The following is a 13,683-nucleotide window of genomic DNA, read 5'->3' on the forward strand; positions in this document are numbered from 1 at the left end:
ATACACCCTCCCTCCGTCTCTACGCACTAGTACGTAGGGTGGGAGAAATGATCCCGGTGTCCATGGTGGGTCGCGTCGGAGAGCTCGCCGAGCTCGACCGGGCGTGGTCCACCGTGGCCGGTACGGGCCGGTCGGCCCCCGCCGTCACGGTCATCACCGGAGCCGCCGGGGTGGGCAAGAGTCGGCTGGTCGCGGCGGCCGTCGAGGGTCTCTCGCCCCGCCCGGCGGCGGTCCTCACCGGGACGGCACGGGTGCACGACCCGGCCCCCTACGACTGGCTGGCGGCGGTCCTCAGCGTCCGCGACGTCGGGGCGCTCGACCTGCCGTCCGACGCGCTCGCCTGGTTGGCCCAGCACCCGGCCGCGCCGCGCGAGCGGTACGCCCCCGGCACGCTGCTCCGGCTCGCCGTGCGCACCGTCCGGTCGCTGGTGGGTGCCGGCCCGGCCGTGCTGGTGGTGGAGGACCTGCACGATCTCGACCCGGCCAGCCTCAACCTGGTCGTCGAGCTGGCCACCGCGCCGCAGTTGCCGGCGCTGCTGGTGGTGGCGAGCCGGCCGCCGGCCGACGCGGTCGCACCGGACCTCACCCGCCGCGTCCTGGCCCGCCTCTGCGGGGTACGCGGCGCGGTGCGCCAGCACCTCGGCCCGCTCGGCGTCGCCGAGGTGGCCGAGATCCTTACCCAGGTGTACGGCGACAGCCCGAGTACGGCGCGGGTCTGTGCCGGGGTCTGGCAACGCACCGGCGGCAACCCGTACGCGCTCACCGAGTTGCTGGCGGTGCACGCCGGCCAGGGGCTGGAGGCGCTGGTCCGGGAACCGTTGCCGGAGCACCTGCGGATGCCGTCGCCCCGGGCCGCCGCCCCGCCCGAGGCCGAGCTGACCGGCCGGGAGGTCGAGGTGCTGGGCTGCCTGGTCGCCGGGATGTCCAACAAGCAGGCCGCGCGGGCGCTGGGCATCTCGGTGCGGACGGTGACGGTGCACGTGTCGAACCTGCTGCGCAAGACCGGCTCGGCGTCGCGTACCGAGGCGGCGCTCTGGGCGGTGCAGCACCGGGTGCCCGGTGCGGGTCAGGTGCGGGGGTAGCGCAGCAGCAGGCTGGCGGCGACCTCCTCGTCGCCGAGGGCGGCGTAGCCGTGCGGCACGTCGGAGGTCCAGCGCAGGTGGCCGCCGGCGGCGGCGGTCAGCGGGGCGTCGAGCGGGCCGGCGCGGAGCACCCCGGCGAAGACCGTGACGTGTTCGGTGACCCCGGGCTGGTGGGCGGGGGAGACCTGCTCCCCACCGGGGCGGACCCGCAGCCGGTACAGCTCGTAACTGGCGTCGGTTTCGGTGAACGACTCCAGCAGGGTGGCGACGACCGTGGTGCCCCGCACGGTCGGGGTGGCGGCGGGCCCGGCGAGTACGGCCGCCAGCGGCACGCCGAGCTGGGCGGTGATCGCGTAGAGCGTCTCCAGGGTGGGGTTGCGGGTGCCGTTCTCCAGCGCCGAGAGGGTGGCCTTCCCGACCCCGGCGCTACGGGCCAGCGTGGAGAGGGAGACCCCGCGTTCGATCCGCAGCGCGCGCAGCCGGTGGCCGACCGCCCCGGCGTCGGTTTCGGGCGCGGGCCGGCGGGCTGGGCGGGGCGGGGTCATCCGGCTATGGTGCTACACGGCGCTGTTCCGTAAACGGAACGATGGTGGCGGGGCGCGAGGGGGAGTGTGGTGGGGGATCGGTTGCAACCGGTGCTGGCCGGCGTGGTGACCGCCGTGGTCGGCTTCGCCAGTTCGTTCACCGTCGTGCTCGCCGGACTGCGGGCGGTCGGTGCCAGCGAGGCGCAGGCCGCCTCCGGGCTGCTCACGGTGAGCGTCGCCGCCGGGATCTGTGCGACCTGGCTCGGGCTGCGGCACCGGATGCCGATCGCGATCGCCTGGTCCACGCCGGGCGCGGCGCTGCTGGTCGCCACCGGGCCGGTCCCCGGCGGATGGCCCGCCGCCGTGGGCGCGTTCGCGCTGTGCGGGCTGCTCATCGTCACCGCCGGCCTCTTCCCCGCCCTGGGGCGGGCGGTGGCCGCCATCCCCGCCCCGGTGGCGGCCGCGATGCTGGCCGGGGTGCTGCTGCCGCTGTGCACCGCCCCGGTACGCGCACTGGTCGAGGTGCCGGCCCTGGCCGCCCCGGTGATCGTGACCTGGCTGGTGCTGCACCGGTTCGCCCCCCGGTGGGCGGTCCCGGCCGCGCTGGTGGCGGCGGCGGTGGTGATCGCCCTCACCACGACCGGCGCGGGGGTCACCCTCGGCGACCTGCGGCCGGTGGTGTCGCCGACCGTACCGGCGTTCACCCTGCCCGCCGTGATCGGCCTGGCGCTGCCCCTGTTCCTGGTCACCATGGCCGCGCAGAACGTGCCCGGCACGGCGGTGCTGCGCGGCTTCGGCTACCGGCCGCCGCTCGCCCCGGCGCTGCGCACCACCGGGCTGGCCACTGCGCTCGGTGCCGCCACCGGCGGGCACGCGGTCAACCTGGCGGCGATCACCGCCGCCCTCGCCGCCGGCCCCGACGCCCACCCCGATCCGGACCGGCGCTGGATCGCCTCGGTGACCGCCGGGATCGGCCTGGCGCTGCTCGGGCTCGGCGCGGGCGCGGCGACCACGCTGGTGCTGCTCTCCCCGCCGGTGCTCATCGAGGCGGTCGCCGGGCTCGCGCTGCTCGGCGCGTTGGCCGGTGCCCTCTCCTCGGCGCTCGCCCCCGCCCCCGCGTCCGATCCACAGAGCCGGGAGGCCGCCGTGGTGACGTTCGTGGTCACCGCCTCGGGGGTGAGCCTGCTCGGCGTGGGTGGGGCGTTCTGGGGACTGTTGGCAGGCTGGCTGATGCTGTTGCTCTTCCGGCGCCGGACGCAGGCTCCGGCCGTGGGGCTACCGGGGCCGCAGGAACTGGAGGGGAACCCGGTGGCCGGGGGTCAGTCCAGGCAGGTCACGGGGCGCTGACGGTCGCCTCGACCGCCACCACCCGCAGTCGCGCGTCCGGCACGTACTGTTCGACGGTCGCCGCGAACTCCAGCGCGTGCTCCCGGCTGTCCAACAACACCAGGGCGTGCCCGGTCGCCTGGTCCGCCTCGCCCGGCCCCCACCAGCCACGGACGAACCCCGGGGCCTGCCGGACCACCTCCGCCATGTGCGCGTACTGCGCCTGCCGCGCCTCCGCCGTGCCAGCCGGCATCCGCTGCTCCCCGACGACCATGTACATCGGTCCATACTGAACCCGCGACTTCGGTTCCGCAGCCCCTCTGCCGTCCGTGGTCTGCTCCGCCATGCGGCACCAACTCCTTCCGGCTCGTTCCGGACCTCATCCCGCTGCATCCTGGAGGTGAGTCCTCGGCGGGCGGTGATACCTCTACGGGTCCTTTCGAGCTGATGACGTTGACGGCTCAACTACTCCCACCCCGCCGGACGGCGCTGAATCACCCCGCTCAAGACGGTGGCTGAGGAAGCCGGGGTGACCCGCGGGGTTGCTTGCGCGCCGAGGCGGCCGGGTCGTCGATGATTCGTTTACGCCATCAGCTCTAAAGGATGCGTGACAGGGTTGTTGCCCCCAGTCGGTGGGATCGATCGGCGCACGCGAGCGGCTGAGATCCCTGCGTGACGCCAGCGCGCCGACGCCCGGCGCGGCCGGCCGGGCCGCCGTCAGCGCGTCTCCGGCCAGCGCAGGTGGTGAGGGGCGGGGGCGGGTCACTCCTCCGGCGGCAGGTCGCCGACGGGGACGCTGAGGCGTACCTCGTCGTCGGTGACCGTGGCGATCTGGTCGGCCAGCACGTACACCGCGCCGGTGCGGGCCAGTTCGGTGGAGACCTTGAGGTAGCCGGTGCGCAGCAGGCGGGCGGCGAGGTCGGCCGGGACGTCCGGCTCCTCGACGGCCACCGACTCGATCAACTCATCCAGGCTGCCGCCCGGATCGGCGGTCGACGCCTGCACGGTCACCGCGTTGGGATCGCCCCGCTGGACCAGGTCGACGGTGCCGATCTCGACCCCGACCGTGTCGACCACCCGCATGCCGGTGGTGATCCGGGAGATGACCGCCTGCTCTGCCATGCCCTGCTGCTCCATCCCCGGGCGGTTCCCTGCCCCACCCACCGCTAAACCGCCGGGCCCCAGGCGCCGGGCGGACGCGGGGACAACTCCCGCCAGGCGTCAGTCCCCTCCAGTAGGGCCCGGACGGTCTCCTCGGCCTCGTCGACGCTGCCGTACTCGTAGAACTGGGAGACGCCCTCCGCGCCGCCGGCCCGCTGCTCCACGTGCCACCGGTCGGCGTCGACGCGGAGGAAGACGTCCCGCCGCGCCAGTCGTCCCCATTTGCCGTTCCACCAGTGCCTACGCTGCTCCATGGCGGGACTCTATCGAACATGTGTACGACAGGATGCGGCCCCCGCGGGAGTTCCGCGGGGGCCGGTGTGCGCCGGTCGGGTCAGCGTGGGGCGGGCGGCTCCGGACGCCGACCGAGCACGTCGTCCAGCGCGCCGCGCTGCCCCGGGGTGGCGTGCCCGCCGGCGAGCAGCGCGTCCCGGATCTCGGTGAGCAGCTTGACCTCCTCGCTCGGCGCGGCGGGCGGCGGCTCCTCACCCCGCTTGCGCCGCTCGGCGAGCCGGTTCATCGGGTAGACGACGAGGAAGTACAGCGCCGCCGCCGTCAACGCGAAGGTGATCGCCGCGTTGACGAAGGCGATCCAGTCGAACGGGATGCCGCGGAACTCCGGCGTCGAGCCCTTGAGGCCGTCCTTCTGGCCGGTGATCAACACGATGACGACCCGGACCAGTGGTTCGAGGAACGACTTGGTCAGCTGGGTGACCACGCCCGTGAACGCGGCGCCGATGACGACACCGACCGCCAGGTCGACGACGTTGCCGCGCATGATGAAGTCTTTGAAGCCCTTGAGCATCCGTACTCCTGTGCCGTCCGATTCTCCGTCGGGGACAACCTATGCCCCGGACAGGGGCTCCAGAAAAGCACCGGCCTCGATCGCCGCCCGCCCCGGATCGCCGTCCCGGATCGCGGCCACCAGCCGGCTGTGGTCGACGTACCGCTGTGGTTGCAGGGAGTCACCCGTCACGTACGCGACGGTGCTGCGCAGCGCCGCGCCGACCGAGGCGTACAACTCGGCCAGCATGCCGTTGTGCGCGGCGGCGACCACCGCCGTGTGCAGCGCGACGTCGGCCTCCACGAACCCGGCGACCCGGCCCGACCGCCAGGCGGCCTCCCGGGCGGCGAGCGCGCCGTCGAGCGCCACCAGGTCCTCCGGGGTACGCCGCAGCGCGGCCAACCGGGCCGCCTCGACCTCGAACGCCCGGCGGACCTCGACCACCTCGGCCATCCGGTCGTCGGTGAGCCGGCGGGCCACCACCGGGGCCAGCTCGTCGGTCGACACCACGTACGTCCCGGAGCCCTGCCGGCACTCCAGCACCCCGGCGTGCACCAGCGCCCGGACGGCCTCCCGGACGGTGTTGCGCCCCACCCCGAGCGCCGTCACGAGCTGCGGCTCGGTGGGGATGCGCCCGCCCACCGGCCACTCACCGCCGAGGATGCGCCCCCGGAGCTGCTCGATGGTCTGCTGCACCCGCCGACCGCGCGGGGGCACGGGCGGGGAATCGACCGACGGTGTCACCGGTTACACCAGCTGCCGAAATTCATCCCATGATTGTAGGTTCGAGGTCATGACCCCGCCAACCGCTCCCGCCGTCGAGGCGGCGCCCGAACCGCTCGCCCACCGACCGGCCCACCGCGCCCCGTCGCCGGTCACCGGTGGCGCGCTGGTGCTGGTCGGGATGCTGCTCGTCGCGCTCAACCTGCGGGCCGCGGTGACCAGCCTCGGCGCGCTGCTCGACGAGGTACGCACCGGACTCGGGCTCTCCGGAGCGATGGCCGGGTTCGTCACCACCCTGCCCACCATCGCGTTCGCCGGTCTCGGCGCGCTCACCCCGTGGCTGATCCGGCGCTGGCCGGCCGCCCGGGTGCTGGTGGTCGCGATGCTCGCGCTCACCGTCGGTCAACTGCTCCGGGTGCTCACCGGCTCGGCGACGGTCTTCGTGCTCACCAGCGCGCTCGCCCTGGCCGGCATCGCGGTGGCGAACATCCTGCTGCCGATGCTGGTCAAGCAGCACTTCCCGCACCGGACCGGGCTGGTCACCGGGGCGTACACGATGGCGCTGACCACGGGTACGACGATGGCCGCCGCCTCCGCCGTGCCGGTGGCGCACGCCTTCGGCTCCTGGCGGGCCGGGCTCGGCGTGTGGGCGGCGTTGGCGGCGGTGGCCGTACTCCCGTGGGTGCCGCTGGCGCTGCGGGCCCGCGCCGCCCGACGGGCCGCGACCCCGACGGCGGTCCCGGCCGCCCGCACCCGGGTCCGGCCCGCCCGCACCCGGCTCGGCTGGGCGATGGCGGTCTACTTCGGCGCGCAGTCGCTCAGCGGGTACGCGGTGATGGGCTGGCTGGCCCAGCTCTTCCGGGACGCCGGCTTCCGGCCGGAGAGCGCCGGACTGCTGCTCGCCGGGGTCACCGCGCTCGGGGTGCCGGTGGCCCTGCTGATGCCGACGCTGGCCGGACGGCTCCGCACGCTACGCCCGCTGGTGTTCGGGCTGACCGCCTTCTCCGCGGCGGCCTACCTGGGGCTGGCGTTCGCGCCACGGGGCGGGGCGCTGCTCTGGGTGCTGCTGCTCGCCTTCGGCCAGGGTGCGTTCCCGCTGATCCTGACCACCATCGGCCTGCGGGCCCGCACGGCCGACGGCACGGTGGCGCTGTCCGCCTTCGCGCAGAGCACCGGTTACGTGATCGCCGCGCTCGGCCCGTTGCTCGTCGGGGTGCTCTACGAGGCGACCGGCGGATGGACCGCGCCGATGGGCTTCCTGCTCGCCGCGCTGGCGGTGCAGACGACCGCGGGCATGGTGATCGCCCGTCCCCGGTTCATCGAGGACGAGCGCTGAGGAAACCGGTCAGGACGACGCGGGGGTGGGGTCACCCGCGACGGCCTGCTCGACCGTCGGATAGGTGTGCAGCACCTCGACCAGGCCGCTGACCTCGAGGATGCGCAGCACGCCGCGCTGCGGGGCGGCCAGCCGGACCACGCCGCCGGCCTCGTCGCAGCTGTTCTTGGCCCGGACGAAGACCGACAACCCGGTCGAGTCGCAGAACGACACCTCGGCCAGGTCGAACACCAGCCGGCTGCGACCCTTGTCGAGCAGGTCGGTGATCTGGTCCTGCAGCTGCGGTGCGGTCGCCATGTCGAGTTCGCCCGCGACCGACACGACGACCACGTCGCCGCGCTGTTCCGTATGCACCGTCAGGGACATTCAGACCTCCTGTTATCGGTGGAACGGTATCCCACGAACGGGGGGACACGCAGAACGGGAGCGGTTCCGGTGGGAGCGATCATTCCTTTGCCGCGCGGCAACTACCGGGTCTGCCTCCGGTGATAGAGTCCGGCCGGCCCAGCTCACAGGAGGTAACCATGGCGTTGACCGCAGACGGGGGCGACCGGCTCGTCGGGCTGCTGAGTGAGCACGGTGAGCGGGTCGTGCAGCGGTGGACCGAACTCGTCTCCGCCTCGCTGCGTGGTCGGCTGAGCCAGGCCGAGCTGCGCCTCCAGGTGCAGGAACTGCACGCTAGCATGATCAACGCTGGCGGTGCGGGCCTGGCCGACCTCCAGGCACCCGCGGCGGGCGAGCTGCGGGCGGTGCTCGCCGACCTGTCCCGCAGCCGGGCCCGGCAGAGCTTCACCGCCACCGAGACCGCGATCAGCGTCTACGCCCTCAAGGACGTCCTGGTCGAGTTGGCCGAGACCGACGGCGTCGAACTGTCGTTGCGGGACGTCCTGGACTTCACCGGGCTGGTCGACCGGATGGGGCTGCTCACCTTCGAGACCTACGTGCAGACCCGCGAGGGGCTGATCGCCGACCAGGCCGAGCAGTTGCTCGAACTCTCCACCCCGGTGGTGAAGATCTGGGACGGCGTGGTCGCCGTGCCGCTGGTCGGCACCCTCGACTCGGCCCGCGCCCAGGTGGTGATGGAACGACTGCTCCAGACCCTGGTCGACACCGGCTCGCCGTACGCGATCATCGACATCACCGGCGTGCCGGCGGTCGACACCCAGGTCGCCCAGCACATCCTCAAGACGGTGGTGGCGGCCCGGCTGATGGGCGCCGACTGCATCATCTCCGGCATCCGCCCGCAGATCGCGCAGACCATCGTCGCCCTCGGCATCGAGTTCGGCGACATCGCCACCAAGGCGAGCCTGGCCGACGCCCTGCGGCACGTGCTGCGCCTCACCGGGGTCGAGACGTCCCGCCGCCACCCGCGCCGGGAGGCGTGATGGAACGGGTGCCGATCCTGAAGATCGGCGACATCCTGCTGGTCTCCATCCAGATCGACATGTCCGACCAGACGGCGGTCACCCTCCAGGAGGACCTGGCCGAGCGGATCGTGGCGACCGGCTGCCACGGCGTCATCATCGACATCACCGCGCTGGACATCGTCGACTCGTTCGTCGGCCGTATGCTCTCCACCATCGCCTCGATCTCCAAGGTGCTCGACGCCGAGACGGTGGTCGTCGGGATGCGGCCCGCGGTCGCCATCACCCTCGTCGAGCTGGGCCTGTCGCTCAACGGCATCCGTACCGCGCTGAACGTGGAACGGGGCATGGAGCTGATCGCGGCGACCCGTGACGACGACCCCGGGTACGACGACGACCCCGAGGGCGTCGAGTCCGGGACGGCGGCGACATCGCCATGACCGCGGGAGTCGACCTGGGGCCGAAGACCCAGGCGATCGGCAGCGACGAGGACGTCGTCCGGGTCCGTCAGTTGGTGCGTACCGTGGCGGTGGCGGCGAAGCTCTCCCTCGTCGACCAGACGAAACTGGTCACCGCCGCGAGTGAGCTGGCCCGCAACACCCTCATCTACGGTGGTGGCGGCACCGCCGAGGTGACGGTCGTCGAGGACGGCCGGCGGCGCGGGGTGCGGATCGTCTTCGCCGACTCCGGGCCGGGCATCGCCGACCTGGACCTCGCCCTCACCGACGGTTACACCACCGGTGGCGGTCTCGGCCTCGGTCTGAGCGGCTCCCGCCGGCTGGTCGACGACTTCGACATCCAGACCGCCCCCGGCGAGGGCACCCGGATCACCGTGACCAAGTGGTCCCGATGAACCACGAGGTGGTCCCGGACGCGGGTCACTGGTACCGGGTGGAGAGCGGCGGCGCCGCCAGCACCGTGCGGCGCGCGGCGGAACGCCTCGGCGGCCAGCTCGGCCTCGGCGGCAACCGGCTCGCCGAACTGGCCATCGTCGCCGCCGAGCTGACCAGCAACCTGGTCAAGCACGCCCAGGAGGGCGTCCTGCTGCTGCGGCCGGTGCGCACCGCCGACGCCGCCGGGGTGGAACTGGTGGCCGTCGACTCCGGCCCCGGCATGGCCGACCTGACCGTGTCCTCCCGCGACGGCCACTCCACCACCGGCACGCTGGGCATCGGGCTGGGCGCCATCACCCGGCAGGCCAGCTGGTACGACGCCTGGTCCCGGCCGGGACGCGGCACCGTGTTCGTGGTGCAGGTGTGGGCGAAGGAGGTCGGGGTCACCCCGGCCTGGGCGGCGGGGTTGACCCGCCCGATCACCGGCGAGCAGGTCAGCGGGGACAGCCACGCGGTGCGTACCGGTGACGGCCGGCACCAGGTGCTCGTCTGCGACGGCCTGGGGCACGGGCCGCTGGCCAACGTCGCCGCCGAGGCGGCCGTGGCCGCCTTCCGGTCCGCGCCGGACGGGCCGCCCGCCGCAGTGGTGACGCACCTGCACCGGGCGATGTCGCACACCCGGGGGGCCGCGTTGGCGGTGGCGGAGCTGGACCCGGCGGCGGGCCTGCTGCGTTACGCCGGCCTGGGCAACATCACCGGGACCGTGCTGGCCCCCGACGGCACCCGGCGGGGGCTGGTCTCGCTGCCCGGCATCGCCGGTCACCAGCGCCCGACGGTACGCGGGTACGACTACCCGTTCCCGTCCGGCGCGACGCTGGTGATGCAGAGTGACGGGGTGGTGGACCGGTGGCGCGCCGAGGACTATCCGGGGCTGTTCGGGCGGGCGCCGGTCGTCGTCGCGGCGACCCTGCTGCGTGACGCCGGGGTACGCCGGGACGACGCCTGCGTGCTGGTCGCGAGAACCCCGTCGTGACCGCCCACGAACCCCTGCTGCGGATGGCGTTGCGGGTGGAACAGGACATCTTCGGCGTACGTCAGCGGGGCCGGGAGGTGGCCGCCGCGATCGGGCTGGAGCACCAGGACCAGGTCCGGTTCGCCACCGCGCTCAGCGAGGTGGCCCGGGACCTGCTGCGCGCGGTGGACGGCGCGGACGTCGCCTTCTCCTGCGTGACGGAGCCGGACGGCCGGCGGTTCCTCAGCGTCGACCTCGCCCCGCTGCGCCCGTTGCCGGGCAACCGGTACGAGCCGCAGTCCGGCGCGGTGGCGCGGTTGGTGGACACCCTGGGGCTGGCGGACGCGCAGGGAGATACCGTCGTGAGGATGTCCCGACGTGTCCCGCCCACCGCTGCGGCGCTGACTCCGCAGCGCCTGGCGGAGCTGCGCGCCGAACTGGGTGCCAGCGCACCGGCCAGTGCCCTGGACGAGTTGGCTGCCCAGAACGGGCAGCTCATCGCCGCCCTCGACGAGGTACGCCGCCAGCGGGACGAGCTGGCCGTGCTGAACGCCGAGCTGGAGGAGACCAACCGGGGTGTGATGGCGCTCTACACCCAGCTCTCCGAGGAGCTGGAGGAGACCAACCGGGGCGTGGTGGCGCTCTACGCCGAGCTGGACGAGAAGTCGGCCCAGCTCCGCGCGGCGAGCGAGTCGAAGAGCCGGTTCCTGGCCAACGTCAGCCACGAGCTGCGGGCCCCGGTGACCGCGATCATCGGGCTGGGGCGGTTGCTGACCGACTCGGCGTCGGACCCGCTCACCGACGAGCAGGCCCAGCAGGTCGAGCTGATCCGGTCCTCGGCCGCCGACCTGCTCTCCCTGGTCAACGACCTGCTCGACCTGGCCAAGGCGGAGGCGGGCCGGATCGAGCCGGAGTGGGCGCAGGTCGACCTACGGGCGGTCTTCGGGCAGTTGCGCGGCACGCTGCGTGCGCTCACCCTGCGTTCCGAGGTGGAGCTGGTGGTGGAGGAGCCGCCCCCGGGCACCGTGCTCCGTTCCGACGAGGTGCTGCTGGCCCAGGTGCTGCGCAACCTGCTGCACAACGCGGTGAAGTTCACCGACCGGGGTGAGGTGCGGATGCGCGCCGAACGCACCGACGGCCGGGTCCGCGTGTGCGTCTCGGACACCGGGCCGGGCATCCCCGCAGAGCTGCACGAACGGGTCTTCGAGGAGTTCTACCAGGTGCCGGGGACCAGCCGGCGCAGCGGCACCGGCCTCGGCCTGCCGTACGCGCGGCGGTTGGTGACGTTGCTCGGCGGCACCCTGGAGCTGGCCAGCGAGCCGGGCCGGGGCAGCAGTTTCACGGTGGACCTGCCCGTGGCGGGAGTGTGAGGTGGCCGGCGCCCCGGCGACGATCCTGGTGGTCGACGACAGTCCCACCAAGCGCTACCTGCTGGTGAGTTGGCTGACCCGGGCGGGGTTCACCGTGCGGGAGGCGGAGAACGGCACGGAGGCGCTGGCCCGGGTCGGCGTGGACCCGATCGACCTGGTGGTCCTCGACGTCCGGCTGCCGGATCTCAGCGGCTTCGAGGTCTGCGAGCGGATCAAGGCGGACCATCCGGCGATCCCGGTGATCCACGTGTCCGCGCACGCGGTCGACGTGGTGGACCGGGCCCAGGGGTTGACCCGGGGCGCGGACGCGTACCTGGCCGAGCCGATCGAGCCGGAGGAACTGGTCGCCACCGCGCACGCGGTGCTGCGCTACTACCAGGCGCGGCAGCGGGCGGAACTGCTCGCCGAGCGGCTCACCGGGCTGGCCGACACCACCGTGGCGGTGCACGCCGCGTCCACCTTCGCCCGCCTGCTGTTGGAGGCGGCGGCCGGTGCGGCGCAGATCTTCCGCAGCCCGGCGGCGGTGGTCGCGGAGACCTTCGACGGGGAGTGCCTGGCGGGGGTCGCCGCCGGTCCGGGCGCGGAGCCGGAGATCGTGCCGTGGGTGGTGGACGACACCGGCGTGCCGACCGGCGCGACCGTCCGGGTGGACGCCCCCGACGGATGGGCGCTGGTGCGGTGGCCGGCCGACGACACGGTGACGGTGGCCGCCGCGAAGCTGCGGGAGGACCGCGCCCCGCTGTACGTGGTGGTGCCCACCGCCACCCAGACCGCCCGGACCCCGGTGCTGGTGCAGCTCGCCCAGGCGGTCGCCTCGGCGGTGGAGGCGCAGCGCTCCTACGACGAGGAGCACCGGATCGCGGTCACCCTCCAGCGGAGCCTGCTGCCCCGGCGGCTGCCCGACGTGGCCGGTCTCGACCTGGCGGTGCGGTACGAGCCGGCCAGCGCGCAGACCGAGGTGGGCGGGGACTTCTACGAGCTGGTGATGCTCGACGGGCACCTGTTGGTGGCGATCGGCGACGTCGCGGGCCACTCGCTGCACGCGGCGACGGTGATGGCCGAGTTGCGGCACGCGATGCGGGCGTACGCGGTGGAGGGGCACCAGCCGGGGGTGATCGTGGACCGGCTCAACGTGCTGATGCGTACGTTGCTGCGCAACGAGTTGGCGACCCTGTGCATCCTGCTGCTGCATCCGTCGACGGGCCGGATCAGGCTGGCCAGTGCCGGGCACCTGCCGGCGTTGGTCACGGTGGACGGCCGGGTGGAGTTCGTCCAGCAGTCGGCCCCGCTGCTCGGGGTACGCGCGGAGCGCCCCGAGGACCTGGAGTTCACCCTGCCGGCCGGGGCGACGCTGGTGCTCTACACCGACGGGCTGATCGAGCGGCGGGACACCACCATCGACGACGGCCTGGCCGCGTTGGCGGCCTGCGCGACGGTGGTCGACGACGACCTGGACGGCTTCTGCCAGCGGCTGCTGGTGGAGCTGGCCCCGCCGGAGATCCACGACGACGTCGCGGTGGTGGCGGTCCGCCGCCGCTGAGGGTGTCCTCGTGGGCCGAGGTCGCCCCCGCCTCGGCTCCCGGCCCTTTCCCCTGCTCCCGGCCCGTTGCCCCCGGCTTCTCTCCCCGGGCCCTGTGCGGTCGCCCGGCGACCTCCACCGTGCCACCGAGCCCGGGCGACCCCGACTACTGCCGTGATTACGGATAGTGCTCAGGCTGGGCCCGCGCTCGATATTGCTCACCGTAACCGCACGCGGATCCCTACCAACTCCCTTCTTCGTCCTTTGCTCTGCTGCCCTATCCGCACCAGCGCTCTGAGCTGCAACGTCGAAAACTGCCTGAAGTATGTCGCGACATGCCGTCAGGCACGGTGAGTAGCTGTCGCGTCGATGGCAGCAGAGCAAAGGATGCGGGCGGGACATGGGTAGGGGAAGCCATGGTTACTAAACGTTGCCTTCTCGGCTGGGTTGGCCGCTGCGGGACCCGGCCGCCGTCACGACCGGCCGGGGCGGCGTATGCGGTGCCGGTGCGCAACGCATGCGCGCGATCGGGGAGAGTTCTTGCGGCCATGACGACGAGAACTCTCCGCAGAAGTTCGAGTGGCACCGGTGCGGACGCCCTTCGGCCCGGGCAGTGGGGTCATCGGCCCCGCCACCCGGGCGGGCTGCG

16 protein-coding genes are annotated in these 13,683 nt (G+C 73.4%); 9 read left to right on the top strand and 7 right to left on the bottom strand.

The window, feature by feature from the left end; genetic code table 11:
• Positions 1-47 precede the first annotated feature (47 nt).
• A complete protein-coding gene (locus tag B5D80_RS02140) occupies positions 48-1,082 on the top strand; it encodes a response regulator transcription factor (RefSeq protein WP_088642023.1) in 1,035 nt (344 codons plus the stop codon).
• Here the strand turns inward: B5D80_RS02140 and B5D80_RS02145 are convergent.
• Positions 1,067-1,627 carry a helix-turn-helix domain-containing protein gene (locus B5D80_RS02145; protein WP_088642024.1) on the bottom strand — a complete coding sequence of 187 codons (561 nt, stop codon included), beginning with the start codon at positions 1,625-1,627 and terminating at the stop codon, positions 1,067-1,069. The genes B5D80_RS02140 and B5D80_RS02145 overlap by 16 nt on opposite strands.
• Positions 1,628-1,696: 69 nt before the next feature.
• Between B5D80_RS02145 and B5D80_RS02150 the strand changes: the two genes are divergently transcribed.
• A complete protein-coding gene (locus tag B5D80_RS02150; protein ID WP_088642025.1) occupies positions 1,697-2,953 on the top strand; it encodes a benzoate/H(+) symporter BenE family transporter in 1,257 nt (418 codons plus the stop codon).
• Here B5D80_RS02150 and B5D80_RS02155 read toward each other — a convergent pair.
• The 5 genes from B5D80_RS02155 to B5D80_RS02175 all read right to left on the bottom strand — a co-directional run bounded on the left by B5D80_RS02155 (position 2,940) and on the right by B5D80_RS02175 (position 5,621).
• The gene (locus tag B5D80_RS02155; protein WP_144081540.1) at positions 2,940-3,212 is read right to left on the bottom strand and encodes a hypothetical protein; all 273 of its coding nucleotides are present in this window, start codon (positions 3,210-3,212) and stop codon (positions 2,940-2,942) included. The genes B5D80_RS02150 and B5D80_RS02155 overlap by 14 nt on opposite strands.
• Positions 3,213-3,694: 482 nt before the next feature.
• On the bottom strand, positions 3,695-4,054 hold the full coding sequence (locus tag B5D80_RS02160) for a hypothetical protein (protein ID WP_088642102.1): 360 nt from the start codon (positions 4,052-4,054) through the stop codon (positions 3,695-3,697).
• Between the two features lie 44 nt (positions 4,055-4,098).
• On the bottom strand, positions 4,099-4,347 hold the full coding sequence (locus B5D80_RS02165; protein ID WP_088642027.1) for a hypothetical protein: 249 nt from the start codon (positions 4,345-4,347) through the stop codon (positions 4,099-4,101).
• Positions 4,348-4,427: 80 nt separating this feature from the next.
• Positions 4,428-4,898: a large conductance mechanosensitive channel protein MscL gene (gene mscL / locus B5D80_RS02170; protein WP_088642028.1), complete on the bottom strand. Its 471-nt coding sequence runs from the start codon at positions 4,896-4,898 to the stop codon at positions 4,428-4,430.
• Between the two features lie 39 nt (positions 4,899-4,937).
• Entirely contained in the window at positions 4,938-5,621 is a 684-nt protein-coding gene (locus B5D80_RS02175; protein WP_088642029.1) for a FadR/GntR family transcriptional regulator, read from the bottom strand.
• Between the two features lie 160 nt (positions 5,622-5,781).
• On the opposite strand from B5D80_RS02175, the gene B5D80_RS02180 reads away from it, so the two are divergent.
• Positions 5,782-6,936, top strand: coding sequence for an MFS transporter (locus B5D80_RS02180; protein ID WP_245854175.1), 1,155 nt, complete (start codon positions 5,782-5,784; stop codon positions 6,934-6,936).
• A 9-nt stretch (positions 6,937-6,945) separates the two neighbouring features.
• On the opposite strand, the gene B5D80_RS02185 is transcribed toward B5D80_RS02180, so the two are convergent.
• The gene (locus B5D80_RS02185) at positions 6,946-7,302 is read right to left on the bottom strand and encodes an STAS domain-containing protein (RefSeq protein WP_088642031.1); all 357 of its coding nucleotides are present in this window, start codon (positions 7,300-7,302) and stop codon (positions 6,946-6,948) included.
• Between the two features lie 158 nt (positions 7,303-7,460).
• Between B5D80_RS02185 and B5D80_RS02190 the strand changes: the two genes are divergently transcribed.
• The 6 genes from B5D80_RS02190 to B5D80_RS02215 are packed head-to-tail and all read left to right on the top strand — an operon-like array spanning position 7,461 to position 13,055.
• Positions 7,461-8,321 carry an STAS domain-containing protein gene (locus B5D80_RS02190; RefSeq protein ID WP_088642032.1) on the top strand — a complete coding sequence of 287 codons (861 nt, stop codon included), beginning with the start codon at positions 7,461-7,463 and terminating at the stop codon, positions 8,319-8,321.
• Complete coding sequence (locus B5D80_RS02195) at positions 8,321-8,740, top strand: STAS domain-containing protein (RefSeq protein WP_088642033.1); 420 nt, start codon at positions 8,321-8,323, stop codon at positions 8,738-8,740. Before B5D80_RS02190 ends, B5D80_RS02195 begins: the two co-directional genes overlap by 1 nt.
• Positions 8,737-9,153 (top strand): anti-sigma regulatory factor, encoded by a 417-nt coding sequence (locus B5D80_RS02200; RefSeq protein WP_088642034.1) that lies wholly within the window; start codon positions 8,737-8,739, stop codon positions 9,151-9,153. The genes B5D80_RS02195 and B5D80_RS02200 overlap by 4 nt, the downstream gene beginning before the upstream one ends.
• Positions 9,150-10,166, top strand: a complete 1,017-nt coding sequence (locus B5D80_RS02205) for a SpoIIE family protein phosphatase (protein ID WP_088642103.1) — start codon at positions 9,150-9,152, stop codon at positions 10,164-10,166. The genes B5D80_RS02200 and B5D80_RS02205 overlap by 4 nt, the downstream gene beginning before the upstream one ends.
• 23 nt (positions 10,167-10,189) lie before the next feature.
• On the top strand, positions 10,190-11,515 hold the full coding sequence (locus B5D80_RS02210) for an ATP-binding protein (RefSeq protein WP_088642104.1): 1,326 nt from the start codon (positions 10,190-10,192) through the stop codon (positions 11,513-11,515).
• Position 11,516: 1 nt separating this feature from the next.
• A complete protein-coding gene (locus B5D80_RS02215) occupies positions 11,517-13,055 on the top strand; it encodes a SpoIIE family protein phosphatase (RefSeq protein WP_088642035.1) in 1,539 nt (512 codons plus the stop codon).
• The last annotated feature ends 628 nt before the right edge of the window (positions 13,056-13,683 follow it).

This window comes from Micromonospora wenchangensis (genome assembly GCF_002210435.1).
Classification (GTDB): domain Bacteria; phylum Actinomycetota; class Actinomycetes; order Mycobacteriales; family Micromonosporaceae; genus Micromonospora; species Micromonospora wenchangensis.

Excerpts from the sequence above, each read along its gene's own strand:
- mscL (WP_088642028.1), bottom strand. The coding sequence starts at position 4,898 with ATGCTCAAGGGCTTCAAAGACTTCATCATGCGCGGCAACGTCGTCGAC.
- B5D80_RS02145 (WP_088642024.1), bottom strand. The coding sequence starts at position 1,627 with ATGACCCCGCCCCGCCCAGCCCGCCGGCCCGCGCCCGAAACCGACGCC.
- B5D80_RS02165 (WP_088642027.1), bottom strand. The coding sequence starts at position 4,347 with ATGGAGCAGCGTAGGCACTGGTGGAACGGCAAATGGGGACGACTGGCG.
- B5D80_RS02200 (WP_088642034.1), top strand. The coding sequence starts at position 8,737 with ATGACCGCGGGAGTCGACCTGGGGCCGAAGACCCAGGCGATCGGCAGC.
- B5D80_RS02155 (WP_144081540.1), bottom strand. The coding sequence starts at position 3,212 with ATGTACATGGTCGTCGGGGAGCAGCGGATGCCGGCTGGCACGGCGGAG.
- B5D80_RS02180 (WP_245854175.1), top strand. The coding sequence starts at position 5,782 with ATGCTGCTCGTCGCGCTCAACCTGCGGGCCGCGGTGACCAGCCTCGGC.
- B5D80_RS02195 (WP_088642033.1), top strand. The coding sequence starts at position 8,321 with ATGGAACGGGTGCCGATCCTGAAGATCGGCGACATCCTGCTGGTCTCC.
- B5D80_RS02210 (WP_088642104.1), top strand. The coding sequence starts at position 10,190 with ATGGCGTTGCGGGTGGAACAGGACATCTTCGGCGTACGTCAGCGGGGC.
- B5D80_RS02140 (WP_088642023.1), top strand. The coding sequence starts at position 48 with ATGATCCCGGTGTCCATGGTGGGTCGCGTCGGAGAGCTCGCCGAGCTC.
- B5D80_RS02160 (WP_088642102.1), bottom strand. The coding sequence starts at position 4,054 with ATGGCAGAGCAGGCGGTCATCTCCCGGATCACCACCGGCATGCGGGTG.
- B5D80_RS02205 (WP_088642103.1), top strand. The coding sequence starts at position 9,150 with ATGAACCACGAGGTGGTCCCGGACGCGGGTCACTGGTACCGGGTGGAG.
- B5D80_RS02190 (WP_088642032.1), top strand. The coding sequence starts at position 7,461 with ATGGCGTTGACCGCAGACGGGGGCGACCGGCTCGTCGGGCTGCTGAGT.
- B5D80_RS02185 (WP_088642031.1), bottom strand. The coding sequence starts at position 7,302 with ATGTCCCTGACGGTGCATACGGAACAGCGCGGCGACGTGGTCGTCGTG.